This window comes from Mycobacterium sp. NGS26 (assembly GCF_059813025.1).
Genome location: NZ_JCALDU010000003.1, coordinates 355957 through 369413, shown reverse-complemented (window position 1 = coordinate 369413; position 13457 = coordinate 355957). Strand labels below are relative to the sequence as shown.

The following is a 13457-nucleotide window of genomic DNA, read 5'->3' as shown; positions in this document are numbered from 1 at the left end:
CGCGCCGTTAGTCTCGTACCCCGTGGTCGGCGCTTCTGGGTCCCTTTCCGGGTCCGCTTCGGGGTCTCGCAGCCAGCGCCTGCCAACGCTGACCGACCTGCTCTATCAGCTTGCCAGCCGCTCGGTGACGTCCGTCACATTGGTGCGCCGCTCGCTGCAGGCCATCGAGCAGAGCCAGCCCACCCTGAACGCGTTCCGCGTGGTGCTCACCGAGTCGGCGCTGGCCGACGCCGCCGAGGCCGACCGGCGGCGGGCCGCCGGCGACACGGCCCCGCTGCTGGGCGTCCCGATCGCGGTCAAGGACGACGTCGACGTTGCTGGAGTGCCCACCGCGTTCGGCACCGAGGGGTACGTCCCGCCGGCCACCCAGGACGCCGAGGTGGTCCGCCGCCTGAGGGCGGCCGGCGCGGTGATCGTCGGCAAGACCAACACCTGCGAGTTGGGCCAATGGCCGTTCACCAGCGGACCCGGTTTCGGGCACACCCGCAACCCGTGGTCGCGCCGGCACACCCCGGGCGGGTCGTCCGGCGGCAGCGCCGCCGCGGTGGCGGCGGGTCTGGTCACCGCGGCCATCGGCTCCGACGGGGCGGGCAGCGTCCGGATCCCGGCCGCGTGGACGCACCTGGTGGGCATCAAGCCGCAGCGCGGTCGGATCTCCACCTGGCCGCTGCCGGAGGCTTTCAACGGCATCACGGTCAACGGCGTGCTGGCGCGCACGGTGGCCGACGCCGCGCTGGTGCTCGACGCCGCGTCCGGCAATGTCGAGGGCGACCGGCACAAGCCGCCCCCGATCAAGGCATCCGACTATGTCGGGATCGCGCCCGGCCCGCTGAACATCGCGCTGTCAACCCGCTTCCCGTACACGGGTTTTCGGCCCAAGCTGCATCCCGAGATCCTGGCTGCGACGCGTGCTGTGGGCAAGCAGCTGGAACTGCTCGGCCACACCCTGGTGACCGGAAACCCGGACTACGGGGTGCGGTTGTCGTGGGACTTCCTCGCCAGATCTACTGCGGGCCTTCGGGAATGGGAAGAGCGGTTGGGCGACGGCGTCATCTGGGATCCCCGCACGCTGTCCAATCTGCGCGTGGGCCATGTGATGGGTGAGGCGATCCTGCGCAGCGCGCTCCGGCATGAGGCCGCCGACCAGCGTCGGGTGGGTTCGATCTTCGACATCGTCGACGTGGTGCTGGCGCCGACGACCGCGCAGCCACCCCCGCTGGCGCGCGCCTTCGACCGGTTGAGCGGCTTCGGCACCGACCGCGCGATGATCGCCGCGTGCCCGCTGACATGGCCGTGGAATGTGTTGGGCTGGCCGTCGATCAACGTGCCGGCGGGGTTCACCTCCGACGGCCTGCCCATCGGCGTGCAGCTGATGGGGCCGGCCAACAGCGAGGGCATGCTGATCTCGCTGGCCGCCGAGCTGGAGGCGGTCTGCGGCTGGGCGAGCAAGCAGCCGGTGCCGTGGTGGCAGCACGGCATCGAGTCCGTACACGATTGACGGACGCTAAAATCCCAGCCGGCCAAGCTGTTTCGGGTCGCTCTGCCAGTTCTTGGCGACCTTGACCCGCAAGTCCAGGTAGATCTTGGTCCCGAGCAGCTTTTCGATCTGAGCGCGCGCCGCGGTGCCCACTTCCCGCAGCCGGGCGCCGCCCTTGCCGATGACGATGCCCTTCTGGCTGTCCCGCTCGACGTAGAGGATCGCGTGCACGTCGATCAGATCGTCCCGGTCCTCGCGCGGGTTGACCTCGTCGATCACCACCGCCAGCGAGTGCGGCAGCTCGTCGCGCACTCCCTCGAGGGCGGCCTCGCGGATGAGCTCGGCCATCAGCATCTCTTCGGGTTCGTCGGTCAGCTCGCCGTCGGGGTAGTAGGCCGGGCCGGGCGGCAGCGCCGCGGCCAGCACGTCGATCAGCACGTCGACCTGGGCGCCGGTCACCGCCGACACCGGCACGATCTCGGCCGGGTTGTCCAGGTCCTTCACCAGCTCGCTGACCGCCACCAGTTGGGCGGCGACCCGGTCCCTGGGCACCTTGTCGATCTTGGTGACGATGACGACCAGCGTGGTCTTGGGCGCGACCGAACGGATCTGGTCGACGATCCAGCGGTCGCCCGGGCCGATCCCCTCGTCGGCCGGGATGCACAGCCCGATGACGTCGACCTCGGAGTAGGTGTCGCGGACCAGGTCGTTGAGTCGCTTGCCCAGCAGCGTGCGCGGCCGATGCAGGCCGGGGGTGTCGACCAGGATGATCTGGAAGTTCTCCCGGTGCACGATTCCGCGGATGGTGTGGCGGGTGGTCTGTGGCCGCTTCGAGGTGATCGCCACCTTGGTGCCGACCAGCGCGTTCGTCAGCGTCGACTTGCCGGTGTTCGGCCTGCCCACCAAACAGACGAAGCCGGAACGGAATTCAGCCATGCCTGCCCGCCGCGGGGGCTGCCGCCGAGACGTTCGGCGTCACGTCGGGACCCCGTCGCGGTCGGTGAGGATGACCACCGCCGTCGGGGACAGCTCGCGCACCGAGGCAATGCCCGGGTCGTCGGCGGATGCGGCCACCAGCACGGCGGCCTCCAGGCCGGTCGCCCCGCTGGACACCGCGGCGGCCACCGCCGCCTGCAGCCCGGTCAGCCGCAACGTCGAAAGGTTCACCGGCGCGGCCGCATACGTGCGGCCATCGACATCGCGCACGGCGGCGCCGCTGTCGGCGTCGGCGCGGGCCATCGCGGCCCGCGCCAGCACCACCAGCTTGGCGTCCTCGGCGTCCAGTTGCTCAGCCATCATGATCGCCTCCCTGCTCGACGGGCTCGGCCGGGCTCAGCAGCACGGTGTTGATCCGCACCCGCCCGCGATGGTCGGGACCGCCCTCGGCGCGCAGCCGCAGGCCGTGCGTGACCACCTCGGCGCCCGGCAGCGGGACCCGGCCCAATTCCAGGGCCAGCAGGCCGCCCACGGTGTCGACGTCGAGGTCGTCGTCGAATTCCACTCCGTACAGTTCGCCGACGTCCTCGATCGGCAGCCGCGAGGAGACTCGAAAACGCTTGTCGCCCAGGTCTTCTATGGGCGCCGTCTCTTCCTGGTCGTACTCGTCGGCGATCTCGCCGACGATTTCCTCCAGCACGTCCTCGATGCTGACCAGGCCGGCTATCGCGCCGTACTCGTCGACCAGAAGCGCCATGTGGTTGCGGTCGCGCTGCATTTCCCGCAGCAGCGCATCCAGTGGCTTGGAGTCCGGCACGAACACCGCGGGGCGCATCACCTGCGACACTTTGGTGTCCCGTCCGCCGTCGGGAGACAAAACCGTCTGCTGGACAAGGTCTTTCAGGTACACCACCCCGACGATGTCGTCGACGTTCTCGCCGATCACCGGGATGCGGGAATGCCCGCTGCGCACCGCCAGGTTGATGGCTTGGCTGGCGAACTTGTCGCTTTCGATCCAGATCATCTCGGTGCGCGGCACCATCACCTCGCGCGCGGGGGTGTCGCCGAGTTCGAAGACCGACTGGATCATCCGCCGCTCGTCGGCCGCGACCACGCCGCGCTGCTGGGCGAGGTCGACGACCTCGCGCAGCTCGATCTCGGACGCGAACGGCCCGTTGCGCAGGCCGCGGCCCGGGGTGAGCGCATTACCCACGACCACCAGCAACCGGCTGAGCGGCATCAGCAGCCACGAAAGCGCCTGCAGCGGAAGGGCCGTCGCCAACGAAATGGAGTACGCGTGCTGGCGGCCGAGGGTGCGCGGGCCCACGCCGATGACGACGAAGCTGGTCAGCACCATGGTGGTTGCGGCGCCGAACAGCGCCCACTTGATGCCGAAGTTGTCGTAGAGGAACACCACCAGCAGCACGGTCGCCGTGATCTCGCAGATGATCCGCAGCAGGACGACCAGGTTGATGTAGCGCGGCCGCTCGGACATCACCTTGAAAAGCGCGCCCGCGCCGGGCCGCTCGTCGCGCACCAGCTCCTGCACGCGGGCCAGGGATACCGTGCTGATCGCGGCGTCGATCGCCGCGAAGAGTCCGCCCAGCGCGATCAGCGCGATCGCGCCGAGCAGCTGGGACACACCGGTCAATTGTCGAAATACCTTGACTTGTCCAGCAACCGACGGTCCCGTTCCTCCTGACGGTCCTGCTGGTAGGCCTCGACCTGTTCGGCGACCCACTCCTCGAGCAGCCGCTCCTGCAGGGCGAACATCTCTTTTTCTTCGTGGGGTTCGCCGTGGTCGTAGCCGAGCAGGTGCAGCACGCCGTGGATGGTCAGCAGCGCCAACTCATGTCCGAGGCTGTGGCCGGCCGCGGCCGCCTGCTCGGCAGCGAATTCCGGGCACAGCACGATGTCGCCCAGCATCGACGGCCCCGGCTCGGGGGCGTCGGGGCGGCCACCGGGCTCGAGCTCGTCCATCGGGAAGCTCATCACGTCGGTCGGTCCGGGCAGGTCCATCCAGCGCATGTGCAGGTCGGCCATCGCCGCGGTGTCCAGCAGCACCATCGACAGCTCCGCGCTCGGGTTGACGTCCATCTTGGCGATGACAAACCGGGCGACGCTGACCAACTCGGCCTCGGAGACGTCGATGCCCGACTCGTTGGATACCTCGATGCTCATGGGACCATCACCGGCGATTGCGGCCACCGGAAGCCCGCCGGGCCGCCCGATTCATACCCAGGCCAGGTTCCTCGGATTTCGCGTAGGCGTCGACGATTTCGGAGACCAGCCGGTGACGCACCACGTCGACACTGGTGAGCTCGGCGAAGTAGATGTCATCGATGCCCGCGAGGATGTCGACGGCGGCGCGCAGCCCGGACCGAGCGCCGCCCGGCAAGTCGATCTGCGTAACGTCGCCGGTGACAACGACTTTGGACCCGAATCCCAGCCGGGTGAGGAACATCTTCATCTGCTCGGCGGTGGTGTTCTGCGCCTCGTCGAGAATGATGAACGCATCATTCAAGGTCCGCCCACGCATAAATGCCAGTGGCACAACCTCAATCACGCCGGAGGCTATCAGTTTGGGGATCAGCTCGGCGTCCATCATGTCGTAGAGCGCGTCATACAGCGGGCGCAGATACGGATCGATCTTTTCGCTCAGCGTGCCCGGCAGAAAGCCGAGGCGCTCGCCGGCTTCCACCGCCGGGCGGGTCAGGATGATCCGGCTCACCTGCTTGGTCTGCAGCGCGTTGACCGCCTTGGCCATGGCCAGATAGGTCTTCCCGGTGCCCGCCGGCCCGATCCCGAAGACGATGGTGTTGGCATCGATGGCGTCGACGTAACGCTTCTGGTTGAGCGTCTTGGGACGGATCGTCTTACCGCGGCGCGACAGGATGTCCAGCGTGAGCACTTCGGCCGGTGATTCATTGCCGGTGCCGACCAGCATGGCGACGCTGTGCCGCACCACCTCTGGCGTCATCGGCTGGCCGCTTCCCACGATCGCGACCAGCTCGGAGATCACCCGCTCGGCCAGCGCGACGTCGGCCGGCTCACCCGAGAGCGTGACGGTGTTGCCGCGCACATGCAGGTCGGCGTTGAGCATGCGTTCCAGAGCACGCAGGTTCTCGTCGGCCGAACCAAGCAAGCCCACGACGAGATCGGGCGGTACATCGATGCTGCTGCGAACCTGAGCGTCGGGCTGCAAGGCCCCAGTTGCGTCAGCGGCGCTGGTGTCGCGTGGCGTCACGTGGTTTCCGATGCCTGCTTCCTCGGCTTCTCAGGGGTTTGCTCAGCTGACTCAGTCTACGCCGGGGGCCCCTCGATGGTCAGCCTTCTAGTCACCGTCGCTTGTGCTAAGGGCCCGGATCAACCGATCGATGACCGCGCCGGCATCCCGGCGTGCCGTGTCATGATCCTCCGCCCTCGCCACGTAGAGAGTCGCCTCACGCATGGCGCCAAGCATCGTCAGCGCGGTCGCCTCGATTGGTTGCGGCGGGATGCGGCCGGCCACGATGGCGCTGGAGAGCAGCGCCTGCACCAACCCGATGTTGTAGCGGTTGCCGATCTCGGTCCACCGCGTCCAGCCGAGCACCGCCGGCGCGTCCACCAGCGCGATGCGCTGGATTTCGGGATCGGAGCAGGCGTCCAGCCAGAAAGCGGCGCCCAATCGCATGACCTCTATGGCGTCGGTTTCGCCAGCCGCTGCGATGGCCTCGCCCATGCGCGCGGCGACCTCCGCCTCGACTTGCTCGAACACCGTCGCGAACAGCTCGGTCTTGTCCGCGAAGTGATGGTAGAGCGCGCCGCGGGTCACGCCCGCCGATCGCACGATCGCCTCCAGAGCCACCTCCGAGAAACCGTGGGCCGCGAACAACGGCCGCGCCGCGGCCACCAGCGCCTCCCGTGTCTCCGCGGAGCGCTCCGCCTGGGTGCGGCGATCGTCGTTCAAAGCAGTTGCCTTTCATACATACTGTATGTAGGTTCATACATACTGTATGAATCCCGCCCTCAAGATAGCAGCGGGAAGACCCAACCACGGAAAGGGACACGGTGACATGAGCTCAGCGATACAGGCCGTCGAGGCGGACCGCGCGGCGTTGCTGGCGATTTTTCCGCTCCTCGGAGAATCCGACTGGGCCCGGGCAAGCGGGTGCCCTGGCTGGTCGGTGCGGGACGTCGTGTCCCATATGGCGTGCAGTTTCTGGCTGGCCGTCGACCCGTCGCAGTTACCCGATCCCGACGGCCTGCCTGCGGAGCGGGCAGCGGACCTGTACGTCGAGTCGCGCCGGTCCATGACCTCCCGGGAAATCGTCGACGATTACGAGTCGGTCAGCTTGAAGGGCCTCGAGGTCCTTGCCGCGGCGGAGGGCCAAGACTTCGAGGTGCCGCTCGGCGATGTCGGAACCTATCCCGCATCGGTGATACCGACGGCGTTCGCCTTCGAACATTACGTGCACATCAGGCACGACCTATTGCGGCCGCATGGCCCGCTGCAGGCGGAGCCCCCGGCGTCCGACGGATTGCGGCTGGAGCCAACCGTCGACTGGATCGAGGCGGCGCTGCCCCAGCAGAACGCTGCCCTGCTCGCGCGCATCGGTGGCGCGGTCGAGGTTCGCCTGACCGGAGGCTGCACGCGCACACTGCGCTTCGGAGATGGGGACGTGACCGCCCAAATCACTTCCGACGCCGACGCATTCGTCCGGTGGGTCAGTCAACGCGGAACGTGGGAAGCCCTCGGTGTGCAAGCGGAGGGGGACCGAGCGAACCTCGAGATCGTGCGCCAGCTCAGCGTTTTCTGAAGCGGCGCCGCCGAGGCGTCATCGGCCGCCGTCCAAACCGGCAGCGTCCCACCGCGGGGTGAGCACGCCCAGCGCGCCCAGCCCCACCGCGGCCGCGCTCGACGTCCGCAGCACCTGCGGGCCCAGTCGGACCGCCACCGCGCCCGCGTCGGTCAGCTCCGCGAGCTCGTCGGGCGCGATGCCGCCCTCCGGTCCGACCACCAGCAGGATCGAATTCGCTTGCGCCACAGCGACATCCGCGAGCCGATCGGTCGCGGACTCGTGCAACGCCAACGCCGTCGCGCCGGCCGCCACCTCGTCGCGGATCCGACGGGCCAGCGCCGCGGTGGACAGCACGCCGTCGACGGACGGGATGTGCGCCCGACGGGATTGCCGGGCCGCCGACCGGGCGACGGCACGCCACCGGCGCAGGCCCTTGTCGACCCGAACCCCCTGCCAGCTCGCCACACAGCGCGCCGCCTGCCAGGCCACGAACGCGTCGGCGCCGGCCTCGGTGGCCAATTCGATCGCCAGCTCCGAGCGCTCGGACTTGGGCAGCGCCTGCACCACCGTCACCGGCGGCCGCCCCGGCGCCACGCTCCAGCGGTCCAGCACCCGGGCGCGCAGGCCGTCGCGCCTCGCGTCTTCGACCACGCAGCGGGCCAGGCCACCGGCCCCGTCGCCGAGGACCAGCTGCTCGCCTGGACGGGTCCGGCGCACGGTGGCGGCGTGAAATCCCTCGTCACCGTCGACGACGGCCAGCGCGCCGGCGTCAGGCAGTGCGTCGATGTAGAACAGCGTCGCCACCATGTGCGCGGTCCGTGGAGCTGCGGCTAGCGCCCGGTGAACGTCTCGCGCAGCCGGCTGAACAACCCGCCGCCGCCGTGCGTCGAACGGACCTCGGCCACGTCGCGGCCGCGGCGGTTCTTGAACTCGCGCAGCAGCTCGGTGTCCTGGTGGTCCAGCCGGGTCGGAACGACCACCTCGACATGGACCTGCAGATCGCCGCGGGTGCCCGAGCGCAGGTGCGGCATCCCGTGGCCGCGCAGCGTGATGACCGAACCCGGTTGCGTGCCAGGCGGAATGGTGATCTCGCTCATGCCGTCGAGGATGGCGTCGAAGGTGACGGTGGTGCCCAGCGCCGCGTCGACCATCGGCACCGAAATCGTGCAGTGCAGGTCGTCGCCGTCGCGGACGAAGATGTCGTGGGCCTGCTCGTGGACCTCGACGTACAGGTCCCCGGCCGGCCCTCCCCCGGGCCCGACCTCACCCTGAGAGGCGAGCCGGACCCGCATGCCCTCGCCGACGCCCGCGGGGATCTTGACGCTGATGTCCCGGCGGGCGCGCACCCGGCCGTCGCCCATGCACTGGTGGCACGGGTCGGGAATGACCACCCCGACGCCGCGACAGGTGGGACACGGCCGCGCCGTCACCATCTGGCCCAGCAGCGAACGCTGCACCGTCTGCACCTCGCCGCGGCCCCCGCAGGTGTCGCAGGGAATCGGCGCGGAATCGCCGTGGGTGCCCTTGCCCTGGCAGCGGTCGCACAACACCGCGGTGTCGACGGTGACCTGCTTGGTCACGCCGGTCGCACACTCTTCGAGGTCCAACCGCATCCGCAGCAGCGAGTCCGACCCGGGCCGAACCCGGCCCATCGGACCCCGTGACGTCGCACCACCGGTGAACCCGCCGCCGAAGAAGGCCTCGAAGACGTCGCCCAGGCCGCCGAAGCCGCCGAACCCTCCGGCCGACGCGGCCGCGTTCTCCAGCGGATCCCCGCCCAGGTCGACGATCCGGCGCTTCTCCGGATCGCTCAGCACCTCGTAGGCGACGCTGATCTCCTTGAATTTCGCCTGCGCGGCCTCATCGGGGTTGACGTCGGGATGCAGTTCGCGCGCCAGCTTGCGGTACGCGCGCTTGATGTCCGCATCGCTGGCGTTTCTGCTCACGCCGAGCAGCCCGTAGTAGTCGCGTGCCACGCCTGACCTTTCTTAGGCTTTTTGCGGCCGCGCTACGGCGGCCGTCCACAAATTGTCGGGGTGCGCGTTCATCGAGCACCCAGGACTTCACCTATATAGAGAGCAACCGCGGCCACGCTGGCGATAGTTCCCGGATAGTCCATCCGGGTGGGCCCCAGCACACCCATGCCGCCGTACACGGTGTCGGTGGTGCCGTAGGCGGTGGACACCATCGAGGTGCCCGCCATCTCCTCGACCGCCGTCTCGTGACCGATGCGCACCGTGACCTTGCCGGCTTCCTGCTGCGCCGCCAGCAGCCGCAGCACCACCACCTGCTCCTCCAGAGCCTCCAGGATCGGGCGCAGCGACCCGCCGAAGTCCGCGGCGTTGCGGGTCAGGTTGGCGGTGCCGCCCATCACCAAGCGTTCCTCGGTGTGCTCCACCAGCGACTCCAGCAGCACCGTCGCCGAACGGCCGACCGCGTCACCCAAACCGCCGGCGCCGTCGAACCGGCTGGCGAGGTCGGCGACCGCGGTCGAGGCCGCCGCCATCCGTTTGCCTTCCAGCGCCTGGGCGAGCAGCTCGCGCAGCTGGGAAAGCTGGTGGTCGTCGATGACGTCGCCGAGTTCGACGATGCGCTGGTCGACGCGGCCGGTGTCGGTGATGACCACCATCAGCAGCCGCGCCGGTGTCAGCGCGATCACCTCGAGGTGGCGAACGGTCGAGGTGGACAGCGTCGGGTATTGGACCACGGCGACCTGCCGGGTCAGCTGAGCCAGCAGGCGCACCGCGCGGCGCAGCACGTCGTCGAGGTCCACGCCCGACTCCAGGAAGTTTTGGATCGCGCGCCGCTCGGCCGACGACAGCGGCTTGACGTCCTCGAGCCGGTCGACGAATTCGCGGTATCCCTTCTCCGTGGGCACCCGCCCGGAGCTGGTGTGCGGCTGGGTGATGTAGCCCTCGGCCTCCAGCACCGCCATGTCGTTGCGGACCGTCGCGCTGGATACGCCCAAGTTATGGCGTTCCACCAGCGACTTCGAGCCGATCGGTTCCTTGGTGGCGACGAAGTCGGCGACGATGGCGCGCAACACCTCGAAGCGACGCTCGTCCGCGCTTGCCATCGACTCCCACCTCCTTGACCGCGTTCATTTTACGGTCTCGGGAGGTGTCACCTGCCATTCGCGGGCGTCGGCGGCCGCGGGCGACGGTTTTGCGGCTAGCCTGTCCAACATGCATCCGTCGGGCCTGGGCGACGCGTAGGGGAAGTTCCACCGATGATTTTCAAGGGCGTGCGGGACGGCAAGCCGTACCCCGAGCACGGGCTTTCCTACCGGCAGTGGTCGCAGATACCGCCCCAACAGATCCGCCTCGACGAACTGGTCACCACGACGACGGTGCTGGCATTGGACCGCCTGCTGTCCGAGGACTCCACCTTCTACGGCGACCTCTTCCCGCACGCGGTGCGGTGGAGGGGCGTCACCTATCTCGAGGATGGCCTGCATCGTGCGGTGCGCGCCGCGCTGCGGAACCGCACCGTGCTGCATGCCCGGGTGTTCGACATGGACGTGCCGCTGAGCCAGCAGACCTGACCGGTCACATTCGGCGGTCGCCGGGTGTCGACGTAGTGAGGACCATTGAAGGTCCGCACCGCGAATCGTCAGGAGGACCGCCATGGCTCGTCTCGAAGGGGTGTCCGACCGCGACGCCGGCCTGGGCGCCAAGATCGCCTTCTTCTTCACCAAGCGCAAGCTGGCGCAGATGACCGGCCTGGAAACGGCCGGGATGCTGGAGCCGCTGCGAATGTACGCGCACATCCCCCGCCTGCTCAACGCCTACGGCAAGCTCGAACAGGCGGAGTCCAAGCTCGACGTCCTCAGCCCGCGCGAGCGCGCGCTGGCCGAGCTGAAGTCGGCAACGACGGTGCGCTGCGAGTACTGCATCGACCTCGACTCACAGATCGCCCGCCAGTGGGGCATCACCGACGAGGAACTGTTGGCGATGGCCGACTACCAAAACGCCTCGTGCTTCTCCGACGTCGACAAGCTGATTCTGGAGTACGCGACCGCGATCAGCCGCACCCCTGTCGAGGTGAGCGACGAGCTTTTCGACGCGCTGCGCGCCCATTTCGACACGCCCCAACTCGTCGCGCTCACCCACGTCGTCACGCTGGGCAACCTGCGCGCGCGGTTCAACATCGCGCTGGGCATCGGGTCGTCGGGATTTTCCGGCAATCAGGTGTGCGCGCTGCCCGACAAGGGCCGCGCGTGACTCTGGACGCGTCGCTGGCGGAGCGTTTCGAGGCGGCCCGCCCGCAGCTGGGCGCCGTCGCCTACCGCATGCTCGGCTCGATCGACGACGCGCAGGACGCGGTGCAGGAGGCGTGGCTTCGGCTCAGCGGCAGCGCCGACACCGACGGCATCGCCAACCTCGACGCCTGGCTGACCACCGTGGTGGCCCGCATCTGCCTGAACATGTTGCGCGACCGGCACGGCCGCCACCGAGAGGAACCGGTCGCCCACCTGCCGGACCCGATCGTGGATCCCGTCGGCGAGTCCGACCCCGAACACCGGGCGATGCTGGCCGACGCGGTGGGCCTGGCACTGTTCGTGGTGCTGGACACGCTGCCGCCGGCGGAGCGGCTGGCGTTCGTGCTGCACGACGTCTTCACCGTCCCGTTCGACCAGATCGCGCCCATCGTCGACCGGACGCCGGAGGCGACACGGAAGCTGGCCAGCCGGGCGCGCCGGCGCATCGAGCGGGCCGACCCGGTTCCCGACGCCGACATGGCCGCGCAGCGCGAGGCGGTCGACGCGTTCTTCGCGGCGGGTCGCAGCGGCGACTTCGACCGGTTGGTGTCGGTGCTGCATCCCGACGTGGTGCTGCGCGGCGACTTCGGCGCCGGGACGGCCGGGTTCCGGGCCGACGGCGCCGCCGCGGTGGCCAAGCTGGCCCGCAGCTACGCGGGACCCGAGCGCGAGGCCCGCGCCGCCACCGTCAACGGCGCCGCCGGCGCGGTCGTCTTCGTCCGCGGACGCGCCACGGCGATCATGGGATTCGTGGTGCGCGACGGGCGCGTCGCGGCCATCGACGTGCTAGCCGACCCCGCGCGCATCGCCAAGCTCGACCTGAGCGCGGTCGACACCGATCACTGACCGGCGGCCTGCAGCAACTCCATCGCCGAGGCGCGCGACAGCACCCAGCCGCCCTGGTTGACGAACGTGACGGTCTGGGTGACCGGCGAGGTCAGCTTGGGACCCGAGACCGACACGTCGGCCGTGGCCGAGCCGGGCGCGGCCGGCTGAATGTTCGTCACGTCGAACGCCAGCGGCAGGTCACCGTTCTTGGCCGCCTTCTGCAGCTTCTTGTCGGCGACATGTGCCTCGATCCCACTGATGCCGCCCTGGACCAGGCTGCTCTTGCTGGAGAACGAGACGCTGGGGTCGGCCAGGCTGTTCAGGACGCTGGTCAACTGATCGGCGGTCGGGACGTTCGGGTCCACGGCCGGGGCGGGCGGCGGATCCTGGGGCAGCGGCGCACCGACCGCGGCCAGTTGCACCGGGGCCGGCTGGCTTGGCTCCGCGATCGAAGCCATGCCGGCGGCCCCGATGACGGCCAGCGCTCCCGCGCCGGCGGCAAGGGTTCTAACGATTTTCATGGTCTCTCTTTCATGGGAACAGTTACTCGGTGGTGACCGGTCAGGTCGTCGCCGACGCCGCCTGTATCAGAGCGATCGCCGCGTCGTGCTGCAGGATCCAGTTGCCGCCCTGGTTGACGAACACGAGGTGCTTCGTGACCGGGCCGGCGAATTTCGGGCCCGAGATGGCGACGTCGGCCTGGGCCATGTTCGGGCCGGCCGGCGCGATGTTCGTCACGTTGAACTGCTCGGGAAAGTTCCCGTTGCGCCAGGCCTTTCGCAGGTCGTGGTCGGCCACCATGCCCTCGTTTTGACTGATGCCGTTTTCGACGAAGTTGGTCTTGTCCCGGTAGTTCACGCCGGGATCGGTGACCTGGTTGCACAGGGTGGACAACTGCTCCGGCGTCGGCAGACCCGGCGCCGCGGGCGGGGGCGGTGGCGGGTCTTGCGGCAGCGGCGCGCCGATCGCGGCCAGCTGCACCCCGGCCGGGCCGGCCGAAACGAACGCGGCCGACGGTAGGACGACGGCGACACCGATGGCGCCCAGCGCCGCAACGCCGGTCGCGACGGATTTCACGGTGGTCTTCAAAGTTACTGCCATGGTCAGGTTCTCCCCCTTCGATGCGCATGCAATGTATCGGACGGTCCGGTGCCGCCCGACTCCATGCGGTTAG

Annotated in this window: 16 protein-coding genes; 5 read left to right on the top strand and 11 right to left on the bottom strand. The window is 69.1% G+C overall.

From position 1 onward, the window contains the following. Window positions 1-22 precede the first annotated feature (22 nt). Window positions 23-1498, top strand: a complete 1476-nt coding sequence (locus AC5Y6X_RS12640) for an amidase (RefSeq protein WP_324680916.1) — start codon at window positions 23-25, stop codon at window positions 1496-1498. A 6-nt stretch (window positions 1499-1504) separates the two neighbouring features. Here the strand turns inward: AC5Y6X_RS12640 and era are convergent, their stop codons facing one another. From era to AC5Y6X_RS12610, 6 genes are all read right to left on the bottom strand, one after another. Continuing rightward, the gene (gene era / locus AC5Y6X_RS12635) at window positions 1505-2413 is read right to left on the bottom strand and encodes a GTPase Era (RefSeq protein WP_324680914.1); all 909 of its coding nucleotides are present in this window, start codon (window positions 2411-2413) and stop codon (window positions 1505-1507) included. 39 nt (window positions 2414-2452) lie between these two features. Next, complete coding sequence (locus AC5Y6X_RS12630) at window positions 2453-2776, bottom strand: cytidine deaminase-like protein (protein WP_324680911.1); 324 nt, start codon at window positions 2774-2776, stop codon at window positions 2453-2455. After that, window positions 2766-4064, bottom strand: coding sequence for a hemolysin family protein (locus tag AC5Y6X_RS12625; protein WP_324680910.1), 1299 nt, complete (start codon window positions 4062-4064; stop codon window positions 2766-2768). The genes AC5Y6X_RS12630 and AC5Y6X_RS12625 overlap by 11 nt, the downstream gene beginning before the upstream one ends. Further along, window positions 4061-4594, bottom strand: coding sequence for an rRNA maturation RNase YbeY (gene ybeY, locus AC5Y6X_RS12620; RefSeq protein ID WP_324680908.1), 534 nt, complete (start codon window positions 4592-4594; stop codon window positions 4061-4063). Before ybeY ends, AC5Y6X_RS12625 begins: the two co-directional genes overlap by 4 nt. Window positions 4595-4601: 7 nt before the next feature. Beyond that, window positions 4602-5660 carry a PhoH family protein gene (locus AC5Y6X_RS12615; RefSeq protein ID WP_324680906.1) on the bottom strand — a complete coding sequence of 353 codons (1059 nt, stop codon included), beginning with the start codon at window positions 5658-5660 and terminating at the stop codon, window positions 4602-4604. Between the two features lie 87 nt (window positions 5661-5747). Beyond that, a complete protein-coding gene (locus AC5Y6X_RS12610) occupies window positions 5748-6362 on the bottom strand; it encodes a TetR/AcrR family transcriptional regulator (RefSeq protein WP_324680903.1) in 615 nt (204 codons plus the stop codon). Window positions 6363-6408: 46 nt separating this feature from the next. Here AC5Y6X_RS12610 and AC5Y6X_RS12605 point away from each other — a divergent pair, with 46 nt between their 5' ends. Beyond that, the gene (locus AC5Y6X_RS12605; RefSeq protein WP_499986763.1) at window positions 6409-7212 is read left to right on the top strand and encodes a maleylpyruvate isomerase family mycothiol-dependent enzyme; all 804 of its coding nucleotides are present in this window, start codon (window positions 6409-6411) and stop codon (window positions 7210-7212) included. Between the two features lie 18 nt (window positions 7213-7230). Here the strand turns inward: AC5Y6X_RS12605 and AC5Y6X_RS12600 are convergent, their stop codons facing one another. The 3 genes from AC5Y6X_RS12600 to hrcA form a co-directional block, all read right to left on the bottom strand. Beyond that, window positions 7231-8001 (bottom strand): 16S rRNA (uracil(1498)-N(3))-methyltransferase, encoded by a 771-nt coding sequence (locus AC5Y6X_RS12600; RefSeq protein ID WP_324680899.1) that lies wholly within the window; start codon window positions 7999-8001, stop codon window positions 7231-7233. Window positions 8002-8024: 23 nt separating this feature from the next. Beyond that, window positions 8025-9170 (bottom strand): molecular chaperone DnaJ, encoded by a 1146-nt coding sequence (dnaJ, locus tag AC5Y6X_RS12595; protein ID WP_324680897.1) that lies wholly within the window; start codon window positions 9168-9170, stop codon window positions 8025-8027. Between the two features lie 68 nt (window positions 9171-9238). Further along, window positions 9239-10270 carry a heat-inducible transcriptional repressor HrcA gene (gene hrcA, locus AC5Y6X_RS12590; RefSeq protein WP_324680895.1) on the bottom strand — a complete coding sequence of 344 codons (1032 nt, stop codon included), beginning with the start codon at window positions 10268-10270 and terminating at the stop codon, window positions 9239-9241. 153 nt (window positions 10271-10423) lie between these two features. On the opposite strand from hrcA, the gene AC5Y6X_RS12585 reads away from it, so the two are divergent. The 3 genes from AC5Y6X_RS12585 to AC5Y6X_RS12575 all read left to right on the top strand — a co-directional run bounded on the left by AC5Y6X_RS12585 (window position 10424) and on the right by AC5Y6X_RS12575 (window position 12301). Further along, window positions 10424-10738 carry a type II toxin-antitoxin system VapB family antitoxin gene (locus AC5Y6X_RS12585; protein ID WP_324680893.1) on the top strand — a complete coding sequence of 105 codons (315 nt, stop codon included), beginning with the start codon at window positions 10424-10426 and terminating at the stop codon, window positions 10736-10738. A gap of 82 nt (window positions 10739-10820) precedes the next feature. Beyond that, window positions 10821-11417 (top strand): carboxymuconolactone decarboxylase family protein, encoded by a 597-nt coding sequence (locus AC5Y6X_RS12580; protein ID WP_499986762.1) that lies wholly within the window; start codon window positions 10821-10823, stop codon window positions 11415-11417. Beyond that, entirely contained in the window at window positions 11414-12301 is an 888-nt protein-coding gene (locus AC5Y6X_RS12575; protein WP_499986760.1) for a sigma-70 family RNA polymerase sigma factor, read from the top strand. The genes AC5Y6X_RS12580 and AC5Y6X_RS12575 overlap by 4 nt, the downstream gene beginning before the upstream one ends. Here AC5Y6X_RS12575 and AC5Y6X_RS12570 read toward each other — a convergent pair. Continuing rightward, window positions 12295-12804 (bottom strand): MTB12 family secreted protein, encoded by a 510-nt coding sequence (locus tag AC5Y6X_RS12570; protein ID WP_499986759.1) that lies wholly within the window; start codon window positions 12802-12804, stop codon window positions 12295-12297. The genes AC5Y6X_RS12575 and AC5Y6X_RS12570 overlap by 7 nt on opposite strands. A 40-nt stretch (window positions 12805-12844) precedes the next feature. Beyond that, window positions 12845-13384 carry an MTB12 family secreted protein gene (locus tag AC5Y6X_RS12565; protein WP_499986757.1) on the bottom strand — a complete coding sequence of 180 codons (540 nt, stop codon included), beginning with the start codon at window positions 13382-13384 and terminating at the stop codon, window positions 12845-12847. Window positions 13385-13457 lie beyond the last annotated feature (73 nt).

What these genes read in the sequence shown, in the direction of transcription:
- AC5Y6X_RS12565 (WP_499986757.1), bottom strand. Translation starts at nt 13,384, where the DNA reads ATGGCAGTAACTTTGAAGACCACCGTGAAATCCGTCGCGACCGGCGTT.
- AC5Y6X_RS12570 (WP_499986759.1), bottom strand. Translation starts at nt 12,804, where the DNA reads ATGAAAATCGTTAGAACCCTTGCCGCCGGCGCGGGAGCGCTGGCCGTC.
- AC5Y6X_RS12630 (WP_324680911.1), bottom strand. Translation starts at nt 2,776, where the DNA reads ATGATGGCTGAGCAACTGGACGCCGAGGACGCCAAGCTGGTGGTGCTG.
- AC5Y6X_RS12585 (WP_324680893.1), top strand. Translation starts at nt 10,424, where the DNA reads ATGATTTTCAAGGGCGTGCGGGACGGCAAGCCGTACCCCGAGCACGGG.
- ybeY (WP_324680908.1), bottom strand. Translation starts at nt 4,594, where the DNA reads ATGAGCATCGAGGTATCCAACGAGTCGGGCATCGACGTCTCCGAGGCC.
- hrcA (WP_324680895.1), bottom strand. Translation starts at nt 10,270, where the DNA reads ATGGCAAGCGCGGACGAGCGTCGCTTCGAGGTGTTGCGCGCCATCGTC.
- AC5Y6X_RS12605 (WP_499986763.1), top strand. Translation starts at nt 6,409, where the DNA reads ATGAATCCCGCCCTCAAGATAGCAGCGGGAAGACCCAACCACGGAAAG.
- era (WP_324680914.1), bottom strand. Translation starts at nt 2,413, where the DNA reads ATGGCTGAATTCCGTTCCGGCTTCGTCTGTTTGGTGGGCAGGCCGAAC.
- AC5Y6X_RS12600 (WP_324680899.1), bottom strand. Translation starts at nt 8,001, where the DNA reads ATGGTGGCGACGCTGTTCTACATCGACGCACTGCCTGACGCCGGCGCG.
- AC5Y6X_RS12580 (WP_499986762.1), top strand. Translation starts at nt 10,821, where the DNA reads ATGGCTCGTCTCGAAGGGGTGTCCGACCGCGACGCCGGCCTGGGCGCC.